This is a genomic window from Shewanella sp. 6_MG-2023, from assembly GCF_030547195.1.
GTDB lineage: Bacteria > Pseudomonadota > Gammaproteobacteria > Enterobacterales > Shewanellaceae > Shewanella.
Genome location: NZ_JAUOQU010000005.1, coordinates 100,202 through 127,200, shown reverse-complemented (window position 1 = coordinate 127,200; position 26,999 = coordinate 100,202). Strand labels below are relative to the sequence as shown.

Here is a 26,999-nt window from a genome sequence, read left to right as displayed (position 1 = left end):
TAATTATTGGCTATTGCTATCGATAAACTCAGCAACTAATCGATTAAATATTTCAGGTTTTTGGGCATGTAACCAATGACCTGTACCATTGATGGTTTTGGCACTGACACGAGGGAACTGCGTCATGATGGCATTGGTGTGCTCTGCAAGCACGTATTGAGAGTCACCACCACGGATAAAGAAACAGGCCTTATCGTATTGTTTGTCGGTGATATCCCAAGCAATGATTTGCGGATAATTCTCGATTAAACCGTCAAGATTCATTTTCCACTCAAAGCCATTGTCGGTTCGCTGCAGGTTTTTAAGCAAAAACTGCGCGGTACCTAAATCAATATCAGCGCTGATTAAATGCTCTAATGCTGATTTTCTGTTGGTGGATTGATCTAGAGTTAAGGATGTTAACCCTGCAAATACGGTTTGATGACGTGGTTCATAAGCCACTGGGGCGATATCTGCAACCACTAAGCTAGTGACTTTTTCGGGATGTAATAACGCTAAAGCCATGGCGACTTTACCGCCCATCGAATGGCCAACAAAATGTGCTTCGGTTAAATTCAAGCTGTTTAGCAACTCTACGCAAGCTTCGGCAAGGAGTGGGTAGTCCAAATATTGCCAATGTTCACTTAAACCATGGTTAGGTAAGTCGACTCGAATAACCTGATGGTTTGCTTCCAGTGCATTTGCGAGGTTTTTCAGGTTGTCCAAATTACCAAATAAGCCATGAATTAAAACCACTGCAGGGCCAGTACCTGATGAAACGTAATGCATTGAAATGTCCATTTTGATTGTCAACGAAGGCGTGATTTTGCCTGTAAAAGGGGATGATGATCAAGAACTGAAATGAATTAGTCAGTTGTTATATGTTCATTAAAGCATCCATCAGTGCCATTGATGATGTGAAATTGACTAATTTTGAGATGTTTAGCTGTTTTTACTCTTTACCATCGGCGTGAGATGGGTAGACTGTCATTATATAAAGATCGATCTAAATCGATCGGTAATGCCACTGGTCATTATTTAATGTCGTAAGTGGCTTGACGTTTTTGACTATAGATTAAGACCAAAGGAAGCATTAATGAGTAAATATATTGAGATAGACGAAGAACTCTATCGTTATATTGCAAGTAAAACAGAACGCATTGGTGAAAGTGCATCTGATATTTTACGCCGTTTGTTGGATCTTTCTATTGAATCAGTTGAACCTGTAGAGCCTTTAGCGATAAGCCAACCTAGCTTAGAAACCGCCCATGCTACAAGCGTTGCTAAAGTAAAGGCTGAGGTTATCACACCAGAAGTCGTTGAACCTGCCGTAATTGAAGAAGTAAACACTGAGGTCGATTTCAACACTGTTGTACATGAACATATGTTATCTCAGCAAAAAGGCGCAGTAGGGCGCTTTATGTTTTTGTTAGAGTCACTTTCTGCAATGACGCCAGCCACTTTTGATCAAATATTAAAAATCCAAGGCCGGGGCCGTTTATATTTTGCTCGTTCAAAAGCGGAATTATTAAAAGCCAGTCAGTCTGCTAATCCGAAGGAAATTGGTACTAGCGGTTATTGGGTTACCACTAATAACAACACCGCCAAAAAGCGCACTATTTTATCAGAAGTGTTATTGCAACTCGGCTGTAATGAAGAGCTGGCAAAATCAATTTCAGACAGAATCTAAGGCAATTTTAAATTTCTAAAATAGGGAGTATACCGTGGCAATTCATGACAGAGCAGGCACTGTAGCAATACAAAAGGATTTGATTAATTTACCCAAATTGATGAGCCACTATTACCGAATCGTCCCTAATGTTGAAGATGTGCAGCAAAAAGTGACCTTTGGTACATCAGGTCATCGCGGCAGTTCACTTAAGGCCAGTTTTAACCAAAATCATATTTGGGCTATTACTCAGGCTGTGGTTGATTATCGTCAACAAGCGGGTATCAGCGGGCCTATGATTGTAGGTTTTGACACCCACGCCCTATCGTACGCAGCTTATATGTCGGTGCTTGAAGTACTCACAGCGAATCAAGTCGCTGTAAGAGTGCAAAAAGATGAGGGTTTTACCCCAACACCGGTCGTCTCACAAACTATTGTGAGTGCCAATGTTAATGGCGGCGATCTCACTGACGGTCTTATTATTACACCATCGCATAATCCGCCTCAAGATGGTGGTATTAAATATAATCCGCCCCATGGTGGACCTGCTGAAGGCGAGATCACTAAACAAATTGAAACCGCTGCCAATGAATATTTAGCTAATCAATTAAATGGCGTTAAAAAAGTCAATTACGGTACTGCTGTAGAGTCAGGCTGGATTAATGAAGTTGATTTTATCGCACCTTATGTTAATGCATTAAGCAAGGTTATTGATCTCGAAGCGATAGCAAAAGCTAAAATTAAAATTGGTGTCGATCCATTGGGTGGCTCTGGTATTTATTATTGGTCTCACATTGCTGAGCAATATGGTTTAGACATTACCTTAGTTAACGACAAAGTCGACCCAAGTTTTGGTTTTATGCCGTTAGATAAAGATGGAAAAATCCGCATGGATTGTTCATCACCTTATGCCATGGCGGGATTACTGGCACATAGCGAAAACTTTGATGTCTGTGTTGGTAATGATCCAGATTACGATCGTCACGGTATTGTTTGCCCAGGTTTTGGATTAATGAACCCAAATCATTACCTTGCTGTCGCTATAGATTACTTGCTGACTTACCGCAAAGGTTGGGCGGCAGACTTAGCCATTGGTAAAACCTTAGTATCAAGTGCAATTATCGACAGAATTTGTCAATCACATCAACGACATTGTTTAGAAGTACCAGTGGGCTTTAAATGGTTTGTTGACGGTCTTGCTAACAGCAGTATTGCGTTTGGCGGTGAAGAAAGTGCCGGCGCTGCCTTTTTAAATAAAGATGGTTCTACTTGGTGTACCGATAAAGATGGTTTTATTCTGGCTTTGTTAGCCGCTGAAATTTTAGCGGTAACAGGTAAAACGCCAGCCCAGCGTTATGTCGAGCTAACTGAACAGTTTGGTAAGAGTTACTATACCCGTATCGATAGTCCTATAAGCCTGAAGAAAAAAGCCAAGTTTGAGACCTTATCGTCAGATAGCTTTACCGATACAGTCCTTGCTGGTGAAACCATTACGGCTATTTTATCTCATGCGCCAGGTAACAATGCGGCAATTGGCGGCATTAAAGTCACCACCGAAAATGGCTGGTTTGCCGCGCGTCCATCTGGCACTGAAGCATTATTTAAAATTTACGCTGAAAGCTTTGTCAGTGAGGCGCATTTAGCTGAAATTATCAGTCAGGCACAAGTCATGATTGATAGTGCGTTAAAAGCCTAAAGTTTAAACCAAAGGGTTAATAGCCTTAGATGATAAATGCCTGACTTAGCAATAAGTCAGGCATTTTTTTAGGGATTGTATTGCTACGGGTTTAGCTGATGATAGGTACATCATAGGGTGTGTTGTTTGGCAGTATGTGATTTATCTCTTCAGTTGTTAATTGCCAATGTTGCTGCATCACAGTCGATATCCAGCTAAAACTATTACTGGTAGGTTGTAAGTCTCGATTTTGAAATAACTGCTCAGGTTTAAGTCCCGGCCATTGCCCTAAGACTTTACCGCCTTTTACTGCGCCACCTGCGATAAACATAGCACTACCAGTGCCATGATCCGTACCATAGGTGCCATTTTCTTTTACAGTGCGGCCAAACTCGGTAGCAACAATTATCACAGTATTTTGCCATTGATTAACTAAAGCGCTTTTAAGTGCTTCTAGGCCTTTATCTAATTGGCTCAATTGACGGTTAAGGCGACTATGTTGGTTGCTATGGGTATCCCAGCCGCCCATTTCTAACATGGCGCAATCTATTTCATCACTTTGGGTTAAAAAATTACCACAGGCTTTAGCTAAGGCGACAAATTTACGACTCTTATTGCCACCACCTAGCATGGCCATTTCTTTCAATGAGATCCCATCCATTAGGTTTTGAGATAATTTTTTGTCTTGTTGATAAAGCACGGCTAACTGCTGATAAATATCTTCATCAGCGGGGTCACCTTTGGTGGGATACCAAGTATTGACACGGTCACTACCACGCAAGCTGATGGGGATAGCGTTTGAAATCGCAATAGCATTGTTGCTTTTGTTTTCTAATGATGCGCTTATGGCTCGTCCTAACCAGCCAGACTCAAGCTCTTTAAGTTCTCCACCGCTTTCTAAAAAGTCTTGTCCAGCAAAATGTGACCGCTCAGGGTAACCAGACGATACTGCCACAATAGGTAACAGTTGCTTGTCGAGATACCACTGATGCATATTGGTTAATACTGGATTTAAACTAAATTGTGGGTTTAACACGAGTTTTGAATTGGCGACATTATCGGCTAGCGTGGGTCTTAATTGAGAAAAGTTAGGCTCCTTTAGTGGCACTATGGTATGCAATGGGTCAAGTGCGCCGCGAAGTATGACCCAGACGATATTCTTTTTAGTTTTAGCTGAGGACGCGGATGTTGCATTCGCCACAGAGCTAGGCGCTAGGCCGCTGCTTAACATCACTAAACTGGCACTGATCCCTTTAATAAATTCACGACGTTGCATGTTATCTCCTTAAGAACTCAGGGGTAAGTAATAATAACGCTAAAGCTTGTTCACGACTTTCTGCACGGGTAATGGTATTAAATGATAATTCAGATAATAAGTTGCCATATACGGTATTAATTGCCTGAGCTGTATCAGAATCTCGTTGGGAGGTAGCAAATTGTGTGGTCCAGTTGATTTTGGTCATTAATGCATTAGCACTGTTCCAGTCTGGTTCTAGATCGCCAAATCCCTCAGGGGAGCCCGCTTTAAAAGGCTGTTGACCCATTTCACCTAACTGCTTAAGTAATTTTTGCATGTTAGTGACAGGCTTATTAACTGCGCGGTAACTAGAGATGACATGTTCAACGGGGGTTTTAAACTTCAGCTGTTCAGGCTGCCATGACTCGTCTGCATTAATTAAGGTCAGCATAACTTGTTTGATGTTGCCATTGGTGCTGTTCCATGTTTCAACAAGCTTGGTTTGCAGTGTTTCAGAAGGATTATCACTTATAAAATATTTAACTATTTTATAGCACAGGTGGGTTGCAGTTTGTGGCTGTTTGGCAATATCAGCCAGCATAGCTTGACCCTGTTTAACGCCAGAGGCATTGTCTTGTGCGGCAGGATATTGTTTACCAAGTAGGGTTCTAGGTCCTGGCTCATGGCCATTGACTCGATAGATAAAACCTGTGGCATTATCTTTTCTGGGGTTGGCAATGCTCCACCCGCTAATTCCGTTTGCTAGCTCAATGACATCAGCTTGAGTGTAACCACCATTAACCCCAAGGGTGTGCAGTTCGAGGATTTCTCGAGCTAGATTTTCATTTAACCCTTTGCCTCGCTTGCCAAGAGGGGAATTTGCACCGAACGACTTTTCATTATTGAGATAACGTATCATGGCAGGATGACTGGTCACTGCCAGTAGCATGTCTGCAAATGATCCTAATAAATTTGGCGCTATGGCTTCACGCTCTAATGTGGCGGCAAGTGCTGTCATCACTCGTCCACTGACTGTGACACTAAAATGATTTGAAAAAAAATGTAATAAACGCCAGCTTAATGAGTTTGGAGAATTGATTGCGCTATTAAATGCACTGGCTGTTAGCTGGTAATAGGCTTGTTTGTGTGGCGGCAGTGGCTTTGGCCCGTTAAATTTCTTTTTATTGTTGGCTTTATTTGCATTAGATTGACCTTGCATGGACATCATATTTTCAGTTTGACGGTTATTTTTTGCTAGCTGCTCTTGTCTTAAAAATTCGCTTACTTGACGGATTATTTCGTCAGAGTTGAATTCAGTTGCTTCAAACTCTGGGATCACCAATTGTTTAACTAAGTAGGCTTTTGGATCGTTAGTCGCTAGGGATAGTTCGTTTGGCCTCGCGCCAAGTCCAAATCGGTTAGTGGCAATTATCGCAGCTGCTGACATAGTACATCCTTGGATCAGTTAACTTGTGGTCTTGGTGAAATATTACCTTAAGCTAAACAAAGCCGATTTATAAGCGTGAACTAGATTTTTTAGATGGTTTTATGAACAAATTAGCCTTAAGAATGACATAAACTACACAAAATAGAGGGTAATATCATTTTTGGCTTGATAGACGCTTGCACTGCTGAGGATTTATTTTAACCACGACTGTTTCAAGATAGAAGGTGAGGCAGCTTAGCATTATTGCCAGACAAATTAGTTATGTTTGCGGGGCTGGCTGATAAATACAAAAAAACTACCCATTGAGCGCAGTGGGGAGCTGTGGCTCAAAGGGATAGCATTAAAAGTAAGCCGGCTGTATCTGGCTAACTAATATTGACTAAGCGACTTTTGTTAAAATAAGTGCTGTCTTAAATAAGTGCTGTCTAAGCAAGTTATCGCGTTTTGTTGTAAATAACTAAGGCGACAATGGCTACTAATGCAATAGCAGGTGCGAGTTCATACAGATGATGAAATAGACTGACTGCGCCATGACCTTCGTGGGCAAATGCAAGAGTAGGGGATGCAGCCATTAGCATTGCGGTTAGTTTCGTTTTCATTGTTAGTTCCTCAATAATTCTTTTTTAATTGGTTAATAAAAGTTATTACAAATTGAGCTTTAATCGGTATTCATTTCAAGTTGCATTAACATCATCTGCTCACCATCTATTACCTGAGTATTGGTACTTAAACATCTTGGGCAAACAATATTACGTTCGGTTAATTCTGATTGCGTGTCACATTGGCGGCAGTGAATGATTAGCGCCTGTATATTCATATCCAGCATGGCGTTGTGGCAAATCCCTTCAAGTTTGAAAGTTTCAAACGCCGTGGCCAATAAACGTGGCTCGACGCCACTTAACACCCCAACTTTAATCTGTACTCTGATGATTTCATTAGCTTGATTTTGGGCCGCTAATTGCTCAATTTGCTCCAATAATGACATCACAATTGAATACTCGTGCATTAGCAAATCCTTGGTAATAGCTCACCTTGGGGAACATCTAAATAGCGGCTACTGCCCCATGGTGTGGTTAATACTACTTTGCCAAGGTGTTGATTAGTCACATTGCCGATAATGCAGGCTTGATCGCAGTGGCAATATTGTTTCATGATAGTTAAAGCCTGCTCAGCTCTCTCCTGTGGCAGGGCCATAATAAAGGTGCCTTCATTTGCTAAATCAAAGGCTTCAAAACCATAAAGTTCACACAGGCCTTGGACTTGTGGCGATATTGGAATTAATTTTTCATCGACTTCAATGCCAACAGCAGATGCATTGGCCCATTCATTTAATACCGCAGACAGGCCGCCGCGAGTGGCATCTCTCATGGCATGGATTTCGATATTCGCTGCAATGAGTTGCTCGACTATGGGCCAGAGTGTGGCGCAATCACTGGTGAGTTCAGACTCTAAACATAAGCTATCACGTGCCATTAAAATGGCTGCTCCGTGCCTTCCAATGTCGCGGGATACGATAATAGCGTCACCTTGTTGCAGGTTTTTAACTGAAATACCGGGTTTTAAAATTCGGCCCACACCTGAGGTATTGATAAATATGCCGTCAGCGCAACCTTTAGGCACTACTTTAGTATCACCACAGACAATACGTGCACCAGATTTATGTAATTCAGCGGCCATGCTTTGCACTATGGTATTCAGATCTTTAATGGCAAAGCCTTCTTCAATTATAAAGCTGCAGCTTAAATATTCTGGCTGCGCTGCCATCATGGCTAGATCGTTGACTGTGCCAGCAACGGCCAGTTTGCCGATATCACCACCAGCAAAAAATAAAGGCTCAACGGTAAAAGAGTCGGTAGTAAATGCACAATGGCCAGTTAAATTTAAATCCGCAGCATCTTCTTGAGACTCCAAAATTGGATTTGAAAAAGCTTTAAAGAACATATCAGTAATTAAACTGTTCATTTCTTTACCACCGCCGCCATGGCTTAACTGCACGTGTTGATATTTATTCGCTGGCATTCGTTACTCCTGTATAACGATAATATGCATTGCAGGCACCTTCTGAGCTGACCATACAACTGCCCAATGGATTGTCTGGAGAGCAGCCTCTGCCAAAGACTTTGCAATCTTGTGGATTGGCGAGACCGCGCAAAATATCACCGCATTGACAGGCTTTGTGGTCATCAATTTCTACAGTGGGTAGCTGTTGTTTGAATATAATTTCGGCGTCGCGATGGGCGTACTGGGGTTTTAAGGTCAATGCTGATTTTGCAATCGGCCCTAAACCACGCCACCTAAATGATGCTCTAAGGGTTAAGTATTGGTCGATTAATGCCTGCGCTGCTTGATTACCCTCGTAACTGACCGCGCGGCTGTATTGATTATCAAGCTGGGCAATATTTTGCTGTTTTTGTTTTACAATTCTAAGAATCGATTCCATCACATCCACAGGTTCAAAACCCGCTACTACCAATGGCGTGTTGTAGTTATCTACAGCCGCTTGGTAAATTTTAGCGCCGCTAATCACGCTCACATGGGCAGGTCCTATAAAGGCATTTACTTTAGCTTGTGGGTTGGCCATCACGGCATCAATCGCTGGTGGCACTAGTACGTGGTTGATATGAAATAACAGATTATTTATTTGCTGTTTTTCAGCTTGGTCAATTAACACGGCAGTCATTGGGGTTGATGTTTCAAAGCCGATGGCAAAAAAGATAATGGTTTTATCGGGATTGTCTTTTGCGATACTAAGCGCATCCATAGGGTCGTATAAAGGCCGAATATCACAACCTTTAGCACGAAATTGAGCAAGGCTACCTTTTGAACCAGGCACTCGGATCATATCGCCTAAGGTCAATAATATAACGTCATCAAGCTGTGCTAATGCAGCAGCGTGGTCGATGCGCTCTTTTGGCATAATACACACAGGACAGCCGGGTCCATGAATAAAATTGATGTTAGCTGGCAGCAATTGCTTTAAACCATATTTCATTATGGTGTGGGTATGACCGCCGCATACTTCCATTATGTTAATATCAGTATCTATCTGACTAGTATGTGAGTTTATCTTTTCTGCCAACGCTTTGATGGTGTCAGGATTGCGAAACTGTTGATATAGATCAGTGAGGATCATAAATCATTTCCTTCATCATTAAGTTTATCAACAATCTCTTTATAGAGTTCCAAACTTAATTTGGCATCTTCTGTATCGATTTTATTCATCACAAATCCGATATGAATCAGCACAAATTCGCCCACCTTTAATGGCTCTGTCATTAAATGACTACTGACCCGGCGTTTAACCCCTAAGGTATCGACGGTGACACTAGTATCATCGTGAACCGCGGTAATTTGAGAAGGCACTGATAAGCACATATTATTGCGCTCCAATTGCGCTGTTTATCCAATCAGCCACTTGGTTAAGAGATTGTGGGTCTTTGACTGAAATGGGTAATAAGGTCACATCAGGATTGAGTTTTTTTAGTTGCTGCTCGCATTCGGTTAAGGAAAAGTCAAAATGCTCGGCTAAATCCATTTTGGTTATGAGTACTAAATCCGCACGGCGAAACATCACCGGGTACTTTTCAATTTTATCGTCACCTTCAGGCACAGATAACAGTACGATATTTTTGTGGGTGCCGACATCGTAACTGGCGGGGCAAACAAGATTTCCAACGTTTTCTACGAAGCAGACATCAATAGGTTTAAGGTCAATATGGTGCAGCGCTTGATGCACCATAAAGGCATCTAAGTGACAGGCTGAGCCGGTTTGAATTTGATAAGCACTAATGCCTTTAGCGATTAAGCGGTCAGCATCACGAGAGGTTTCTAAGTCGCCTTCAATGACCGCGAATTTAGCCATTAAATGAGTGGGTAAATATTCCAGTAAAGTGGTTTTACCGCTACCTGGGCTACTCATTAAGTTAAAAGCCATGACGTTATTGGCTTCAAAATGCGCACGGTTATGCTGGGCTTCATGATCATTCTTATCTAATATTTTATGAATAACAGATAAGGTCTTAGTATCATTAAGCTGCGGGTTAGAGTGTAGGCTATGTTGATGATCTGTAATTGAACATCCGCAATCTTGGCACATATCAATATTCCTTATTCGAAACGCCTCTTGCTATATCTCAGTATCAATGGCGGTTAAAAATTATTCTTTGATTAACATCAGCAATTAATCGTTATTTAAATATTAATTGGCTATTTGTGTTGTTTGTTGTTGTAAATAGGCAAACCATAATTGCCCTAAAGAGATGCCGGCATCGTTTATAGGGATAAGTTTACAGGGTAGTATTTGCCGCTGCTTTAACGCTTGCTGACATTGTGTTAGTAGTAATTTATTTTGAAACACACCGCCGCTAAACACTAAAGCATATTCAGGGTACTGATTAGCAACATCAGCGACAGCTCGGCTTAAACTCGCTGTGAATGCAAAACATAATTGTTCGGTCGATGGCGGCTGTTTAGCCGTGATAAGCCCGATAACTTGTTTGATTAATCCGCTGCTATCCCAAACTTTAACTGCTGAAGCAGCTGCTGTTGAAGATACCGTTGCTGAAGATGCTGTTGTCGAAAAGAGCGTGGTCGTAGAAGAGGCAGCAGTTGTCTCTAGAGGCAATGTCAGTAATTGCTGCCCAGTGTTGGCATTATTAGTTGCATTAGTTGAATTAGTTGCATTAGTTGCATTAGTTGCTATTGATTGCTTTAGCCAGTTATTAGCACAAGTTTCAATTAACATGCCTGCTTGGGCTTCAAACTGATTCGTTTCAATAAGATTAAGCGCAACAGCAATGGCATCAAACAGCCGTCCTATTGAGCGTGATTCAATGCAAGCACTATTGTTAAGCCACATACGATGTAAATTATCTAAGGTATGAGCAGGCATTGTTTGAATTGCCTCGATGGGCAGTTTTTTTATTTGAGCAAGGCTGAAGTGCTCGAATAACAAGGCTAATAAAATCCTTACGGGATGTTTAATCGCTTGCTCGCCACCAATTAACTTAAATGACTTCAAGTGTGCGACACTGCGATAATTAATGCCATCAAGCAACATGCACTCACTGCCCCAAAGGCTGTCATCATCACCTAAGCCTGTGCCATCAAAACTAAATCCTAATACTGGTTTTTGGTAGTTATTGATCGCCAGCACACTAAGGATATGCGCATGGTGATGTTGAACCTGTGAAATCGGGACATTGTGTTGATTATTAGCCCATTGGCTAGATGCATAATCAGGGTGCTTATCACTTATTATTTTCTTAGGGTTAAAACGATACAGTCGCTTAAATGTGTTTAAGGTGTGTTCAAATAACTGGTTAGTTTCGAGGTTATACAAGTCACCAATATGTGGGCTAATAAAGGCATGTTGTTTAAAAGCAAAGCATTGAGTATTTTTTTGCTGCGCCCCGACCCCAAGAATTGGATATTTAATGGCGCTGGGTAAGGCAATACTTAATGGCGCATAGCCTCTTGCTAATCGAATAACCTGAATTCGCTCGTTAATTACTTGAACAACGCTATCATCACAAGGGTTTACAATGGCTCTGTTGTGGTCAACGAGGCCATCAATCACATGGCCTAGTTGCGACATAATCTCGTTGGCGTCGGTAATAATGGGTAAGCCTGAAAGATTTGCGCTGGTGGCAACAATGGGTTTGGTAAAGGCATTAAGCAACAGATGATGCATGGGAGTGTAGGGCAGAAACAGTCCTAATTTATCTATGTCGGGTGCAATTAACTTGCTGATAAAATTATCAATATTGGCGTGTTTAGCCATTAAGGTGATAGGTTTTTCAGCACTACTTAAGAGTTGCCATTCAGTTTTTGTGCCAGTAACGAGTTGTTTGGCTTGCTCGATATCTGCTGCCATAACGGCAAAGGGCTTTGCTGGGCGCTTTTTACGTGATCTTAGCTTTTTAATGGCCTCATCATTAGTGGCATCACAAATAATATGAAAGCCCCCTAGACCTTTAACTGCTAAAATTTTGCCATTATTTAACGCGCTGATGATGGCTGAAAACACTTGCTGTTGATCAGCAATAACCTCAGTTATCTGCCCATGGGTAAGCTTGTCAAAACGTAACTTGGGGCCGCATTTAGGGCAGCTCACTGGCTGAGCATGGTAGCGTCGATTTAAGGGATCTTCATAGGCTTTTCGGCAGTCATCACACATAGCAAAATTAGCCATTGAGGTAAGATGGCGATCATAGGGAAGTTGCTTAACAATGCTGTATCTTGGCCCGCAATTGGTGCAATTTGTAAAAGGGTATTGGTAATGACGATTATTTGGATCTGCGATGTCAGCTAAGCAATCTGTGCAGCTACTTTTATCGGCTGAAATTGACACTATGGCTTGTTGATTTGACTGACTTTGGCTGATTGAAAAGTCGGCTAGTCTTGTATCAATTCGTTCTTCTACCACATTCAGTTTATCGATTCTGGCTAATGGCGGTGGATTAATTCTTAACTGATGGATCACATGATTGATATCAGTATTTAATCCTTGTAGATGAATGCATACACCTTGCTCATTATTTAGCACACTGCCGAGCAAATTAGACTGAGTGGCTAATTGATAAACGTAAGGGCGAAAACCAACCCCTTGGACTATGCCGTTTATATTGAGTTTTACCTGTTGAAGATAGGCTTGATGCAGTCCCATAGGCTTACCTTAACCCACGTCTTTTGGCGAGATACAAACCACCAATGGCAATGTTGGCGCCATCGAGATCTAATTGATGGTTTACCACTAGAGGGTAATTCTTTTGTAGCCGCATACATAGGCGCTCAGCAAGTACGCTATAGACTAAATCGTTGCCTGCTAACACCACGGCATCAATTCCTTGTTGCTGCTCCAGATGATCAAGCCAGTTACTAAGATAATCAGCCAGTGAATCAAAAAAGCCAAAAGCTAAAATGGCGGGATTGGCGCCAGCTAATTTAAAACTCATTAAGCTGGCAAAGGTACGGCGCCAATTAATGCTCCTATAGCCGTTTTCTGAACAAAGTGGAAAATCAATTCTAGGGGCATTATTACCATGATACTGCTGCGCCAGTGCATGAAACGCATCTGCTTTCGCGTCAATACTGGTTAATTGATTTAAGGCCTCATCATCTAAAATCAACATGGCAGCTAGGCCAATAAAATGTTGAATATTATCACTAGCTTTATCCAGTGTGGTTAGTGCTAATTGATGGATTTGTTGTGGAAATGCTAGGGTAAACTTAGCGAGTACTTTTGATTCTTCGTGCTGTAATTGCGCAATAATATCAGCGCCATGTTGCTCAAAAGTCGGTAATCGTAAAAACTGGGCAATTTTTTGTTGTTTATTTTGGGTAATAACTACACTGGGGTTGTCATGGCTAAAATAGAGTGTGGCACTGGTGATGGATTGTTTGTCTGTTGCTGCTAGCGTTTGATTCGACAGCATTCGATTGGAAATTTGACTGATCACAGCTTCAGACAAATTCAGCAAACCTGCGTGCATGGCGCAGCAAGCCGCGTCTATTCCAGTCACTGTTAATTCAGTCACAGCGGTGTTATCAGCTGCTGACATACGGCAATGGATCTGTTTGTTATTCCAGCTGGCTTCATAGTGTTTGTATTGAGCAACATCATGTAATGGGCTGGCGCCATTAATGGAAAATTGGTGATTGCTGGCGATTTCTACCCAAGCATTATTGATGCGAGTTACGCTTGGCTTAGCTATGGACTTAGTTAAAGGCTTGTGTAAGTCGTTATGAGTATCAGCGCTAACTGAATCGTTTATATCAATATAGACCCAATCAATACCAATAGTGTTTAGCTGATCAGCCAGTGCCATAAGTAAACGACTGTCAGCAAAGCTCACTTGATAGTATGGATCAGTAAGTGTTGGCTGGACTTTACACTTAGCTTGATGTTTAGCAGTAGTAACACCTGAAAAGACTGCTGCATCAGCTGACATCAGTTTGAGTCGCGGTTTTTCTAAACTGGATAAGGCGAGGGTATGGTACTGCTGCACTGCAAAATACTTACTTAAATGCTGGGGGTTACAGATTAAAATATGTTGTTGGCCAGCGTTTTTGGCAAAAGGTTGTAAGCTCAAACTGAAATTTGAACTTGGATCCGAACTTGATACAGAACTTAATTCAGAACTTAAATAAGTGCTGCCACTGCTGCTTAAACTAATCTTGGTGTCATTTTTTAACCGCGCTGCAATTGCAATAAGATCTTGCGGCGCCATAGATTGCTCTAAGGTGCTTATACGCTCATGGCCGTGACAATGGGGACAAACTAGATCAAGCTTTAAAAAGTTAGCATCTGCGGCATTAACCATCTGCGGCTGGCATTCACTACAGTAACTGATGTTGAGCTCAGCATGGGCTAGCGGCTTTTGGCTGCCTTTACGGGTTTTGATGACACCGACATCAGCAGAGCATAACCAGATTGAATATAAAAATTTGGCGGCAATCTCATCGGCAAGGGCGGCGAGTTGTGGCTCTGTGGCCTCAACTTCTAAAAAATAGCGATTGTTGTTAAAACCCGCGCTAAAGTCAAAGCGGGTATCGGCTATATATTGATTACAAAGCTGCGCATAAAAGGCCACTGGGCGCTGGCAGGTAAAATTAAAACTGACTTTATGCATAGGGCTGACATCCACGTTTATAGGAATCAGGGATTAAGTCGTTAATATTAACACTGTGTTTTTTTGTATAGCTAAAACCTGCTTTTTCAAGGTGTGCCAGTAAGGCTTTTTCCATCGTCGGCACCGCAGCTTGTATTGACTCAGTTAAGCCTAATGTCATCGGCTCGATGACTGTCGGCGTAACTCCAATCACGTGAGTATTGGGTCTATCACCGACCATGTCCATCATGATCAGGGTTTGCAGCATCTCAACCTCATGGGCACTGCCTTGCCAATCAATTTCGGGTGGCGCTTGATCAAAATTAAATGAATACACCTCTCCGGGCTTTACCCCTGGACTGTTTACGGTATCCACCACAATTAAGTTGTCATATTGACAAAGAATAGGGATAAGTCCTTGAGCAAGGGTGCCACCATCTAAAATATCGAGTTGATGGTTTGGCTGATAGAAAGCGTATTTTTCATCGATATAATTAACAAAATGTACGCCGATCCCTTCATCAGCGTACAAAACGTTTCCTATACCTATTAGTAAGCTAGTAGACAAAAGCTAGTGATCCTTATGGTAGTCATAACCGGAGACGATAGAGTCAACAGAGTTATGCTTAAAGCGTATGCCTGACCAAACCGCCATATAGATATGAATAACCACAAATATAATGAAAGCCCAGGTGACTATGTGATGCCAAATTCGTACTTGTGCTAACCCGCCCATTAAGGCAGTGAACCAAGCTGAAATTTCCCATATAGCGCCACCTAACCCTTGATGATAAACATTGGCATAAAGCACCAAGCCAGTGATACACATGAATAAAGCCGCAAATGATATGGCAACGTATGTCACAAACTGCAAAGGTCCGTATACGCCAGCTTTATCTAAGTGTCCCATCCAGATATAGGATTTAATTTGTGCTATCCAGCTCTTCAGGCTTAAAACATCTCTGATTGAACGTCGTTCAATGGCGCTTTTAGCAAAAAAGAACAAGTAAAAACGTACTATGGTGATACTGGTAAGTACAAAGCCAAACACGAGATGTACAAAGCGGATCCCGCCTTGAACCAAGACATCAGAAGATGCGGGCGCCACCAAAAATGGCCATGAAATGTAAAAACCAGTTACCACTAACATCAAAATAGACAGTGCTCTAAGCCAATGGAATATCCGTATGGCAGGTGAGAAGATGAGTTCTCTGCGATGGGTTGCAATTTGAGTCATAATCCTTTCCTCTTAGATCCGCAAACTTGCTAAAACCCGTTAGGATCGATGCGGAATTCACCTAAATCATTACCTTTATAATCCATTACGTGTACCGCGCAGGCCATACATGGATCAAACGAGTGAATAATTCGAATGACTTCCAGTGGTTTGGTTGGATCTTCAAGTTCAAGCCCAATCAGTGATGCTTCATAAGGGCCAACTTTACCGTCAGCATCGACAGGGCCAGAATTCCACGTGGTAGGAACAATAGCTTGGTAATTTTCTATCTTACCGCCCTTAATTCTGATCCAGTGACTGAGCATTCCACGCGGCGCTTCAATCATCGCATGGCCGATGTAATCGCGATCTGAGTCTATTTCTGGTGTCACATAGGTAGATTCATCCGATTGCATATTGGTTAACATGGCATCAAAGGTTTTTAAGCCTTCTTCTGCCACAATCACGGTTTGCAGCATGCGCGCCGCGGTGCGGCCTAAGGTGGTGAATAATGCTTCTATAGGCAGGCCTGTTGCGGCGAGCAACCCATTAACACTATCAACAACAATCTTGTTGCCACGGGCATAGTTCACCAGTAAACAGGCTAACGGCCCAACTTCTACGGGTTCGCCCTGATATCGTGGGGATTTAACCCAAGAGTATTTTCCATCACCATCGACAGTCGGTAATTTGCCATACACGGTATCGCGCTCAACAAATCCGGTGTAATTTGGAATCGTTGTGCCGTCATAGGGGTGCTGGGCGGTTTTTGCGTCATACCATGAGTGGGTGACATCTTCTTTTATGGCATCGGGATCTAAATCGCTCACCCCGGCTAAATCTCCATTCATTATCACGCCTTGCTCAAACAGATATTGACCATCAGCTAAGATAAAGTCATCGGTGGCTAAAAAGTTTTTAACATTGACGCCGCCTAACACACTTGGCTCGCCACCAAAGGCGGCAGCTGCCATAACGATGTCGGCTTTATAAGCGCGGATAATAAAGTCATGGACGATAGCGTGTTTTTGTTTCCACTCTTGTAAACGTGCAGGACTTAGCATGTCTCTAACAGAGGTAACACCGCCAACTACAAGGGATTGCGGATGCGGCGACTTGCCGCCAAATATTGCTAGCATTTCAGCTGCTACACGCTGAACTTCTAACGCTTTAAGGTAATGGGATAGGGCAATGAGGTTTTGCTCTGGCGTGAACTTGTAGGTTTTATTGCCCCAATAGGCATTAGCAAAAGGCCCAAGCTTTCCGGTATCAACCAAGCCTTTGACTCTTTGCTGTACGGCGCGTAATTCACCTTCGCCAGTGGCGATAGGGTTTTCGGTGTATTTATTGGCTTCTTGGGCGGCTAATGCCGGATCGGCACTTAAGGCTGACACCACATCAACCCAATCTAAACCATGTAAATGATAGAAGTGCACAATGTGATCATGCATATACAAAGAGGTTTGCATTAACGAGCGTAAGTACTTTGCGTTGAGCGGGATTTTAACCCCTAAGGCATTTTCAACCGCTTCAGTACCGCAGCGATAATGAGAATAGGTACATACCCCACAAATACGTTGCACAATTAGGCCGACATCCATAGGAGTACGGCCTTTTAAAATGACTTCAATACCACGCCAAAGGGTAGAAGATGACCAGGCCTTTTGAATAACATTATTTTCATCAACTTCAACTTCAACACGTAAATGGCCTTCGATACGGGTGATAGGATCGATAACGACTCGTTTACTCATGGTTTATTCCTCTAGCGGCTTAGCAAAAAGACTAGTTACTGCGTGAGCACCTATGCCCACAACGGTCGCACCAAGAATGACGGTACCAATGGTATCGGCAGTGGCATCAATACCGTGGAGCAACTGTCTGCCTAATGGCTTTTCGAAATCCGCCATATCATCCCAAAAATTAGGTTCAGCGCAGCCAATACAGCCATGACCTGCAAGTACTGGCCAACTGGTATGATGATTAAAGCGTTCAGTGGGGCAGTTGTTGTAGGTATAAGGGCCTTTACAGCCCATTTTGTATAGGCAGTAGCCATCTTTAGCACCTTGATCGCCAAAGGTTTCTACAAATTCGCCAGCGTCAAAACGACCACGACGTTCACAGTTATCATGCACTCTAGCGCCGTATGCCCATTTAGGGCGATTAAACATATCTAACGCGGGCAGTTTTCCGAACATGATGAAATACATCAAGGTACCGACAATGTTCTTTTCACTAGGAGGACAACCGCCTAAATTAATCACCGGTTTATCAATAACCTCTTGCACACCTTTAGCACCAGTAGGGTTTGGGGCTGCAGCTTGTACGCCGCCAAATGCGGCGCAAGTTCCAACAGAAATAATTGCAGCCGCCCCAGCAGCTGCTTCTTTTACTATCTGCATTCCGGTATGGCCTTTACAGCCGACCGTTAAATAAGTGCCATTATTAGCCGTTGGTACAGCACCCTCTACCGCTAATAAGTAATTACCTTTATATGCCTCCATAGCATGCTCAAGGTTTTCTTCCGCTTGCCAACCGGCTGCAGCCATCAATGTTTCATGATATTCCAAAGAAATATGATCAAAGATGAGGCTGTCTAAATTAGGGCTGTCGGTTCTGATAAGGGATTCTGAACAACCGGTACATTCGGCCATATGCAGCCAAATCAGTGGTACTCGATCAGCAAGCTCAGCGGCTTCGGCAACTAGATTGGTGAAAGGCAGGGGCAATGCGAGTAGTGCGGTAACAGATGCACTCCAAGTCATAAACTCACGTCGGCTAATGCCATTTTTTATTAATTTATCTTTTAGGCTAACGCTGTGACGTGGTTGTAACTGCTGCAATTGCGCAATTCGTGTTTTACATCGTTGATATAAAGCTGCATGTGTATCCATCTGATAACCTTATCCATGTTGGAGGATCAAACTGCTTTATTAAATATAGATCTGTTAGGGATAGGTATATTGATACACATCAATCATTGTTCACTTATTGAACACATATAAAAATAGAGTGTTTCGCTATTTGAACAAATAGTGAGCTGTTGAGTCTTGAAGTTTTTTGCGAGGATTGATAGCAGCTAAATAGAAGTCACTAGGAAACTAGAAGCTATTGGACGTACTTGTCTGATGTTGATTTTATTTACAGCAAAAGTGAATTTCAATTTCTAACTTTATGGCTGTTTAAAACCAGTAAAATCGCGCTGACTTATCTCAAATTCAACGCGCATTTCATCATAATTATTTAAGTTAACTGCCAGTCAATTGTTTCAATACCTGTGGCGGTACTAAGGTTGATAATTTCGCTAAACATGCATTAGTACTTGGATCGCGATATTTAATTTTAAATTGACATAATGTGTATAAGCGTTGCGGCTCATTACTGACTTACTTTCGGGGTTAAATCGCGATTAAAGCCATATTGGGCCAGCGGCTGTGTTTGATTTTTTGTCCATTTGATATGCTCACTGGCGGGGCCATGACAGGTTTCACAGGCCATGTTGATTTCTGACCAACTACTGTCAAAGCTATTGTCTGTTACGTTATAGTTTTTTTGACATTGGTTGAGTGACAATCAGCGCACATGTAGTTCCAGTTTTGGCCTTTATTGGTCCAAAAGAACTCGTCATAAGGATCCATTTCAGGATATAAATAAAACCAGCGCTGTCCGCCTTCATCTTTACTACGGCTATCCCAAGCAAAAGGGAGTAGTTGTATCGCACCATTTTCAAATTCAACCATATATTGCTGTAGAGGTTCATAACCAAAGGTATAGCTAATTTTATAGTCGTTAAACTTGCCATCTGGGCCTTTAATATTGACCCAGTACTCACTTACTCTCATAAAAAAACGTGAGACTTCACCTTGGTAGTCAAATTGTTGATCGGTAAAGTTTGCTAGAACGATATCTGCAGTAGTCCGCCCCATAGACATATCATGATGCGAGCCTTGCCAATCACTGTATTGTTGCTGGTGGCATTCAACACAGGTTTGGCTGCCACTAAATTCAGCTGCTGGTGTAGTCGCATTCACAAAAAAGGTCGTTAAGCTGAAGAAGGTAATACTGATTAGCTGATTGAATTTAATCTTAAATTTACGTCAAAGATTATTTAGATCTTATAGTAAAATGAAATTAACAATTAACCAACACTTTGCTGGTGGCAATCTTGATTTATTCGCCATTTTTGAATTTTTTTGGCTACTGTTAAAGTACTGGAAAAGCACTGTTATTATGCTTTTATGACTAAAGCAATATTGGCAGCATAGTTTCGCAATACCTAATGCAGTGGATATCAACGCTAAGCGCAGTGGTAAATTATGCCGAGCAACTTGTTTTTTATATCAATTGCTCTACATTTTAATAAGAGAACGACTAGCGTTACCGCGTAAGTACACATAGATACGTTTAACTCATTGAAGACAGGATATAAGAGGCTTTTATGCTAGGTGAAAATCATTCCCTCAGAAACGAATTTCCAGATCACATAGATACGATTACTTCGCTTATTAGCAGCAATGTCGATTTTGCTGAAATAATGAAAAAATACGATGCGTTAGATAAACAAATTAGAGATCTTGAGATGCGAGACTCGCCCATCGCAGACGAATCCATCCATGAGTTAAAGCAGCAGCGTGTAGTAATGAAAGACGCCCTTTATCATCAAATTACTTTGGCAGAACAGGGCTAAAAGAATGTATTTAAGAAGCGGGCAATATCGATTAGATATTGCCCGTTTTTTTATTGCTTTAATAAAGGAGACAGCACGTCAAATTTGCCATCAATGGGTTCACTAATAGATAAATTAAGTATGTGTGCAATTAAAGGGTAAACATGAATATTTTTAGCTAACTCAATTTCTGCTTGATGGTTAAAAGCCGGGCCGTTGGCATAAAAAATGGCATTCATATCCGGCATCACTTCAGCGTAGTAGCCATGTTTACCCTTAACGCCAGGTTTTGCATCACTGCTGGTAATGTAATGATCATGGGTGACCAAAATCCCATCACCAATGGCGGGATTAAAGTCATACTCAAGGTGCTTAGGTATCGACTCCTTTCTATAAAATGCTAAGCCATCGGTCGCAGCAACTAGTTTCTCAAGGGCAATTAAATCTTGGTCTTTATTATTGCCATGGGCGCGCACTAATGAAAAAGCGGCGTCATTAATAAAACTAAATCGAGATTTTAATGCCTCATCATCGGCAAACAGTTTGTCTGTGTAGATACGCTCAAAATCAGCAACCTGTGCCATACCATGATCTGATGTGATGATAATATTAACCGCATAAGGTAGCGCATTCACTTGCTCGATTAAGCTAGCAATGACCTTATCAATGTAATTGACAGCATCATGGGTTTGCTGCGATAACGGCCCGTGATGATGACCTGCGCTATCGACATCTGAAAAGTATAATGTCACAAATTGCGGCCGCTGCGTTTCAGGTAATTTAAGCCATTCAATAACTTGCTCGACACGGGTTTCATTTGCGACTCTACCGTCATATCGTTTCCAATAAGTGGGTCTAAAACCCGCTATTTCAGCTTCTGAGCCGGGCCAGAAATACGTTGCTGATTTCATCCCTTGTTGGGCAGCTAAAGACCAAAGTGGAACGCCAGCGTAAAAAAGGCCATCGGTGACGGCATCATGGTCGCTTAAAGCGTAATGGCGCCCTAATGTGGGGTTGTAGAAACGATTAGCAACAATGCCATGATTACTGGGATAGAGACCGGTAACCAGTGTCAAATGGTTAGGGAAGGTGACTGTTGGAAATGACGGCGTTAATTGCGTTATTGTTGCGGCATTGCTGGCAAAGTTATTAAGAAACTTAGGCTGATGAACTTTATTGTAATCATGCCTATAACCATCAATAGAGATAAGTAACACATAGGGCTTATCATTGACATTATGGGGCTGATTTGACCCTAATGATGATGTTTCATCTGCCATGATATTATGGCTTAAAAAAACCAATGCGATAGTAATACTGCTACTAAGTTGTTTTAACCTTGCAAGGCTGTTGGATGCTAACCATTGACGCATTATTGCTTCCTTTATTATTGTATTTAGTCGAAGACAAAAATTACTTTGAACTCTTTTTATTATCTAATTTAGCCATCATAGTTAGTGTTGATGACAATCATATGATGTGTCATATTTTGCAGGCTGATTAGTTAACAAGTATTTTAGTTAATTATCAATGCAATTAACTGAAATTAAAACAATAAAAAAGCGAAACATCCTGTTTCGCTTTTAAGTTGGTCACATTGTTAACCGATTATTTTACTGCTTGACTGGCTAACTCTGCTTTATGCTCTTCAGCTGTTAATGGAAAATAATGTCTCCAAGAACCTCTCAAGAAAATCCGCGTATCTTCAATTGCTATATAAAGACAAGGGATTAAACACAGTGTTACCACTGTTGCGAACAACACCCCAAACGCCAGTGATACGGCCATTGGTATCACCATTTGTGCCTGCATACTGGTCTCAGTCATGATTGGCACTAGACCAATAAAGGTCGTTAAAGAGGTCAACATAATCGCTCTAAAACGTCTGCAACCAGCGTTAATTACCGCATCATTGAGTTTAACCCCTTGTTTTCGGGAATTATTCACATAATCCACCATCACTAGTGAGTCATTGACCACCACACCTGCAGCGGCAATAATCCCGAATACAGAAAGGTTACTTAAATCAATACCTAAAATGATATGGCCAAGCATTGAGCCAATCACGCCAAATGGGATCACCGACATGATCATAAAGGGTTGCACGTATGACTTAAGCGGTATCGCTAATAAGCTGTATATCACCAACATAGAGATAATAAAATCACGCATTTGGGTATCGGCACTATCAAGTTGCTCCTGAATACTGCCAGAAACCTCACTTTTCACTCGAGGGTATTTTGCCAATAATTGCGGAATGAAATTATCACGAATATCTTTGGCGAGTTTAAATGGCTCAGCTTGTTCAGCATCAACCGAGGCCCATACATTAATGGTTCGGTTACCATTTTCACGGCGAATACTACTCACGCCTTGAACTACGTTTATATTAGCGACTTCAGACAGGGGTAATTCAGCACCTTGAGGCGTTTTAATCAACACCTCCTGAACGAGGGCGATAGAGTTACGTTGCTCTTCTGGGTAGCGTAGCATCACCTTGATTTCTTCGCCGTTACGGATAATCCGCTGTGCTTCAAGTCCGTAAAAGCTATTACCGACTTGTGAAGCAATATTAGCCAGGGTTAGGCCTAAACTGTGGGCTAAAGGTTTTAAGTCAAATTGCACTTCTTTGGCAGAGGATTGACGACTGTCATTAATGTCACTCACCCCTTTTAAAGTACCTAACTTTTCTTTTAACTCCTTCGATGCAGCAATTAATTGCGCCTCATCGTTACCCTCTAGTCGGAAACTAATATCACCATCATCTCGGCCACCACCAAATAAACTATCTTGGATGGTGAAAGATTTAACTCCTGGGATATTTGGCATCGCTTGGCGCCATAATTCAGCCACTTCAAAGGTATTAATGGGTCTTAATACCGGGTCGACCAGTTTTGTCCTCACTTCTGCTTTTGTACGACCTTGAAGCTCAACTTGTAACTCTGCAATCATGCCTTGACCATATTGAGATTCAAGCTCTTTCTCAACAGTACGCAGGGCAGATTCAATGGCATGGGCGGCATTAAGGGTTGCGGTTTCTGCGGCATCGACATTCATTTCCAAGGTGATACGAGGAAAATCATGGGGGATTTTAGGTTGCCCAATAAAGCGTACTAAGCCGCTTATATAAAGGGCTGCGCAAATAACAATTAACATCACAAAGGTCGCAATAACTGAATAACGGTATTTTACTGCAGCAGTTAGACTAGGGCGGTAAACATTAGCAATAAAATTCGCTAGGTTTGTTTCAATTTTACCTTGAATAAAGTTAACGATATTTCTTAACCAATCTAACGGATTTTTAGAACCCGGTTGCACAACTTTAGGTTTTTTCATATGCGCTAAATGTGACGGTAAAATTAACTTTGATTCCACTAATGAAAAGATTAAGCACAAAATAACCACAAACCCAATGGCTTGACCAAAGGCTGATGAAGGGCCGTCATCTAAGGTGATCGGTAAAAACGCTGCAATGGTGGTTAATACCCCAAAGGTTGCCGGCATGGCGACCCGTTTAACCCCGCGAATAACACTATCGATATTTTGACCGTTTTCTTCACATTCAGTATGGGCGCTTTCTCCCATCACAATGGCATCATCGACCACAATACCCAATACCAGTATGAAGGCGAATAAACTGATGACATTGATGGTGACATCAATAAAGCCCATTGGCATAAATAATAGCGTACCTAAGAAACACACGGGTAAGCCCATCATTACCCAAAACGCTAACCGCACTCGCAGAAATAACGCCAGCATGATAAAGACTAATAATGCGCCTGTTTTCATGCTATCGAGCATTAAATCTAAACGACCTTCAAGGTAGTAGGTCATATCAACCCAAGGCTCTAAGGTCACACCGTCTGGTAAAATAGCCTGTTTGTCAGTAACGTATTTTTTTAAAGTATCGGCAACATCGGTGATACTTTGGTTTTTAGCGGCGCCAACAAAAAAGGTGACAGCATTTTGGCCATTGAATTTAGAATATTGAATGCCTTCTTCAAAGCCATCGTTGACCGTCGCAACGTCTCCCAGTAATAAGTTAGTACCGTCATCCAAGGTTAATAAGGGTAAATCTTCAAACTCATATCCGACATACGCTTGGTTTTCTACTCGTAAGTTAATGTAGCCATTTTCAGCTTTAATTTGTCCCGCTGACATATTACGGGAATAACCACGTACAGCTTCTGCAACATCGTTAAAACTAAGACCAAATTCTCTGAGTCTGTCTTTACTGACTTCGACACTGATTTCGTAATTAAGTCCGCCATAGAATTCTGAAATATTTACATTAGGCAGTTGCATGATTTCTTGATGAATTTTTTCGCCTAAGTCTTTGAGTTGTCGTTGAGATAAGTCGCCATATAAACTTAAATACATCACTTCTTGGCGTATTTTTATGCGCTCAACTTTCGGAAACTCCATGCCTGCTGGGAATGTTGATACTGAGTCAATTTCTGATTTAACTTCATCCAATACAATTTGCGGATCGTATGAGTCTTCAATTCTGAAATAACCAGAGGCTTGGTTACGATTAGAATAGGTAATAACCCGCTGCAAGCCCTGAACCGTTTCTAAGGCTTGCTCTATTTTGACCGTAATGCCTTCTTCAACTTCTTGGGGCGCAGCGCCCGGATAAACGGCGCTGAACTCAATCCAGTTAATTTCAACCGCTGGGAAGAACTGTTTACGTATGGTGTTTGCAGTCAGTAAGCCACCAAGTAATATGATGATCATTAATAAGTTTGCCGCCACACTGTTGCGGGCAAACCAAGCAATCAAACCTTTATGGGTGTCTTCCATGATTATTCCTTATCTTTGATGGCGATTGCTGATTTAATAATGTCGTCACCTTCAATAGCATCTTGCTGGAGAATCTTATCTTCAGGTAACTTTACTGACATGCCTTCAATAGGGTAATCAAGTGCCGAGGTAATAATATTCATCCCATCTTCTAAACCACTTGAAATAATCACGTTACTGCCGTTTTGGCGAATAATATTAACAGGTAAATAACGCAGTTTCATTTCTGCATCCATGACCGCAACTAAACCGTTTACAATCAGGTGGCGGGGAATAATTGCAACGCTGCCAGCTTGTGTGCCACCAATATGTGCTGTGACATAGGTGCCAAAGCGTAATTCTTTATGGTTACCTTTAAGTGCATAAGGGTCATTTATTTCAGCGACTAAATAAGTCATACGACTCTTACTATCAATCACACCTTCGCTGCGGACAATCGTGCCTTGCCATTGCTGTTTTTCACCGGCGAAGTTACCCACCAAACTTACTTCAGCATTAGCGCCTTTTCTGTCTAGATATTGCATTTCTTTATCTGCAAGTGGCAAACGTACTTCAGCAATTTCAGTGTTATACAAGGTGCCAATTGATGCGCCATTGCCAACATAAGTGCCTAAGCCAATATTACGACTGGCGATTAACGAATCATAAGGTGCTTTAATCACTGAACGTTCTAAATTACGTTGGGCACGATGTAAGCCGGCTTCAGCACTTTTCAACTTAGCGATTTCTTTGGCTAATTGAGGTTTACGTAAACTTAAATCGCTAGGTTTACTATCGGTAATCTCAGCCCATTCACGTTCGGCTACTGCTGCAGTGGCTTTTTCTAGCACTAGGTTTGATTTAGCTGATGCCAGTTCAGCTTGTGCATCAAGTAATGCTGATTCGTAATCACTTGGGTCAATTTTGGCAAGGATATCGCCTTTTTTGATGAAGCCACCTTTTACAAAAGTGTCTGCTAGATAGGTAATTTCCCCACTAACTTGCGCGACTAATTCAGTTTGATATTTAGGGTTAACAACACCGTAAGAGCTAACCGTAAATGTCATTGGCTTATATTCGATACTCTGCACTGATACAAGCGGTGTAGTGTCTACGGCTGGTTTTTCTTCGGGTGGTTGCTTCATCGCAACTAAGGCCGCAGTTATGGCAATGCCAGAACCTATAATTAAGAAAGGAAAAACTTTTTGCATTGTGGTCGCCACGGGACATCCTTTTTGAAGAGATAACACAAACCTTTCGCGCTTGTGTGCAAATGAGTTATCGACATTATATGGAGATGTTAATAAAACTGTTAACTGTAAGTGGTAACAATGTGTAATTTAATGTTTAAAATGTTTCGAGACTGACAGTTTACTTATTACCTATAGCGACAATTGTTCATATAAAGTCCCATTTTTTGATAGCGATTCATAACGTTAAACGAGCTTGTCACATAAGTATTGGCAAGGTTGTAAATGTATACACCGGGTTTAAATGTGAGGCTGGTAAGGAAAAAAATAGGTAATAAAACCACATTCATTAACATATTGTGCTGATTTACGCTCATGAAGCTAATTTTTAATAGTAATTTTGATGTGTAAGGTTCAAAATTGCGGATTATAAATTGTCATTTTGAACGTTTACACACGCTAATTAATTACTCTGAGTTCATAGATTATAAATGAGTTATTAATAGGCGATTGATAAGTTTTA

The 26,999-nt window shown here is 41.6% G+C and carries 22 protein-coding genes; 3 read left to right on the top strand and 19 right to left on the bottom strand.

Annotation, left to right across the window (positions count from 1 at the left end; all coding sequences use genetic code 11):
* Positions 1-3: 3 nt before the first annotated feature.
* Positions 4-768, bottom strand: coding sequence for an alpha/beta fold hydrolase (locus Q4533_RS04860; protein WP_102435500.1), 765 nt, complete (start codon positions 766-768; stop codon positions 4-6).
* Positions 769-1,075: 307 nt separating this feature from the next.
* On the opposite strand from Q4533_RS04860, the gene seqA reads away from it, so the two are divergent.
* On the top strand, positions 1,076-1,669 hold the full coding sequence (gene seqA / locus Q4533_RS04855; protein WP_102435498.1) for a replication initiation negative regulator SeqA: 594 nt from the start codon (positions 1,076-1,078) through the stop codon (positions 1,667-1,669).
* A gap of 34 nt (positions 1,670-1,703) precedes the next feature.
* The gene (gene pgm, locus Q4533_RS04850) at positions 1,704-3,344 is read left to right on the top strand and encodes a phosphoglucomutase (alpha-D-glucose-1,6-bisphosphate-dependent) (RefSeq protein WP_303502130.1); all 1,641 of its coding nucleotides are present in this window, start codon (positions 1,704-1,706) and stop codon (positions 3,342-3,344) included.
* Positions 3,345-3,435: 91 nt separating this feature from the next.
* Here the strand turns inward: pgm and Q4533_RS04845 are convergent, their stop codons facing one another.
* The 15 genes from Q4533_RS04845 to Q4533_RS04775 all read right to left on the bottom strand — a co-directional run bounded on the left by Q4533_RS04845 (position 3,436) and on the right by Q4533_RS04775 (position 19,866).
* A complete protein-coding gene (locus tag Q4533_RS04845; RefSeq protein ID WP_303502128.1) occupies positions 3,436-4,599 on the bottom strand; it encodes a DUF1501 domain-containing protein in 1,164 nt (387 codons plus the stop codon).
* Position 4,600: 1 nt separating this feature from the next.
* Positions 4,601-6,007 (bottom strand): DUF1800 family protein, encoded by a 1,407-nt coding sequence (locus Q4533_RS04840; RefSeq protein ID WP_303502127.1) that lies wholly within the window; start codon positions 6,005-6,007, stop codon positions 4,601-4,603.
* Between the two features lie 434 nt (positions 6,008-6,441).
* Positions 6,442-6,606, bottom strand: coding sequence for a hypothetical protein (locus tag Q4533_RS04835; RefSeq protein ID WP_198589276.1), 165 nt, complete (start codon positions 6,604-6,606; stop codon positions 6,442-6,444).
* A 59-nt stretch (positions 6,607-6,665) separates the two neighbouring features.
* Positions 6,666-7,013, bottom strand: coding sequence for a hydrogenase maturation nickel metallochaperone HypA (locus Q4533_RS04830; RefSeq protein ID WP_102435491.1), 348 nt, complete (start codon positions 7,011-7,013; stop codon positions 6,666-6,668).
* Positions 7,013-8,026 carry a hydrogenase expression/formation protein HypE gene (hypE, locus tag Q4533_RS04825; protein WP_102476754.1) on the bottom strand — a complete coding sequence of 338 codons (1,014 nt, stop codon included), beginning with the start codon at positions 8,024-8,026 and terminating at the stop codon, positions 7,013-7,015. The genes Q4533_RS04830 and hypE overlap by 1 nt, the downstream gene beginning before the upstream one ends.
* Positions 8,013-9,140 (bottom strand): hydrogenase formation protein HypD, encoded by a 1,128-nt coding sequence (gene hypD / locus Q4533_RS04820; RefSeq protein WP_303502125.1) that lies wholly within the window; start codon positions 9,138-9,140, stop codon positions 8,013-8,015. The genes hypE and hypD overlap by 14 nt, the downstream gene beginning before the upstream one ends.
* Positions 9,137-9,382 carry a HypC/HybG/HupF family hydrogenase formation chaperone gene (locus Q4533_RS04815; RefSeq protein WP_102435486.1) on the bottom strand — a complete coding sequence of 82 codons (246 nt, stop codon included), beginning with the start codon at positions 9,380-9,382 and terminating at the stop codon, positions 9,137-9,139. The genes hypD and Q4533_RS04815 overlap by 4 nt, the downstream gene beginning before the upstream one ends.
* Before the next feature lies 1 nt (position 9,383).
* The gene (hypB, locus tag Q4533_RS04810; RefSeq protein ID WP_303446323.1) at positions 9,384-10,103 is read right to left on the bottom strand and encodes a hydrogenase nickel incorporation protein HypB; all 720 of its coding nucleotides are present in this window, start codon (positions 10,101-10,103) and stop codon (positions 9,384-9,386) included.
* 102 nt (positions 10,104-10,205) lie between these two features.
* Positions 10,206-12,674, bottom strand: coding sequence for a carbamoyltransferase HypF (gene hypF, locus Q4533_RS04805; RefSeq protein ID WP_303502123.1), 2,469 nt, complete (start codon positions 12,672-12,674; stop codon positions 10,206-10,208).
* A gap of 4 nt (positions 12,675-12,678) precedes the next feature.
* Positions 12,679-14,640, bottom strand: a complete 1,962-nt coding sequence (locus tag Q4533_RS04800; RefSeq protein WP_303502122.1) for a hypothetical protein — start codon at positions 14,638-14,640, stop codon at positions 12,679-12,681.
* The gene (locus Q4533_RS04795; RefSeq protein WP_102476759.1) at positions 14,633-15,187 is read right to left on the bottom strand and encodes a HyaD/HybD family hydrogenase maturation endopeptidase; all 555 of its coding nucleotides are present in this window, start codon (positions 15,185-15,187) and stop codon (positions 14,633-14,635) included. The genes Q4533_RS04800 and Q4533_RS04795 overlap by 8 nt, the downstream gene beginning before the upstream one ends.
* A 3-nt stretch (positions 15,188-15,190) precedes the next feature.
* Entirely contained in the window at positions 15,191-15,856 is a 666-nt protein-coding gene (gene cybH / locus Q4533_RS04790) for a Ni/Fe-hydrogenase, b-type cytochrome subunit (protein ID WP_303502121.1), read from the bottom strand.
* 29 nt (positions 15,857-15,885) lie between these two features.
* Complete coding sequence (gene hyaB, locus Q4533_RS04785; RefSeq protein ID WP_102435476.1) at positions 15,886-17,589, bottom strand: nickel-dependent hydrogenase large subunit; 1,704 nt, start codon at positions 17,587-17,589, stop codon at positions 15,886-15,888.
* A gap of 3 nt (positions 17,590-17,592) precedes the next feature.
* Positions 17,593-18,729, bottom strand: a complete 1,137-nt coding sequence (gene hyaA / locus Q4533_RS04780) for a nickel-dependent hydrogenase small subunit (protein ID WP_102435474.1) — start codon at positions 18,727-18,729, stop codon at positions 17,593-17,595.
* A gap of 642 nt (positions 18,730-19,371) precedes the next feature.
* Positions 19,372-19,866: a multiheme c-type cytochrome gene (locus Q4533_RS04775; protein ID WP_303502120.1), complete on the bottom strand. Its 495-nt coding sequence runs from the start codon at positions 19,864-19,866 to the stop codon at positions 19,372-19,374.
* A 407-nt stretch (positions 19,867-20,273) separates the two neighbouring features.
* Here Q4533_RS04775 and Q4533_RS04770 point away from each other — a divergent pair, with 407 nt between their 5' ends.
* Positions 20,274-20,522 carry a YdcH family protein gene (locus Q4533_RS04770; RefSeq protein ID WP_102476762.1) on the top strand — a complete coding sequence of 83 codons (249 nt, stop codon included), beginning with the start codon at positions 20,274-20,276 and terminating at the stop codon, positions 20,520-20,522.
* 50 nt (positions 20,523-20,572) lie between these two features.
* Here Q4533_RS04770 and Q4533_RS04765 read toward each other — a convergent pair whose 3' ends face one another.
* From Q4533_RS04765 to Q4533_RS04755, 3 genes are all read right to left on the bottom strand, one after another.
* Positions 20,573-21,874 carry an ectonucleotide pyrophosphatase/phosphodiesterase gene (locus Q4533_RS04765; protein ID WP_303502117.1) on the bottom strand — a complete coding sequence of 434 codons (1,302 nt, stop codon included), beginning with the start codon at positions 21,872-21,874 and terminating at the stop codon, positions 20,573-20,575.
* 235 nt (positions 21,875-22,109) lie between these two features.
* Positions 22,110-25,307 (bottom strand): efflux RND transporter permease subunit, encoded by a 3,198-nt coding sequence (locus Q4533_RS04760; RefSeq protein ID WP_102435466.1) that lies wholly within the window; start codon positions 25,305-25,307, stop codon positions 22,110-22,112.
* 2 nt (positions 25,308-25,309) lie between these two features.
* The gene (locus Q4533_RS04755) at positions 25,310-26,509 is read right to left on the bottom strand and encodes an efflux RND transporter periplasmic adaptor subunit (RefSeq protein ID WP_303502114.1); all 1,200 of its coding nucleotides are present in this window, start codon (positions 26,507-26,509) and stop codon (positions 25,310-25,312) included.
* Positions 26,510-26,999 lie beyond the last annotated feature (490 nt).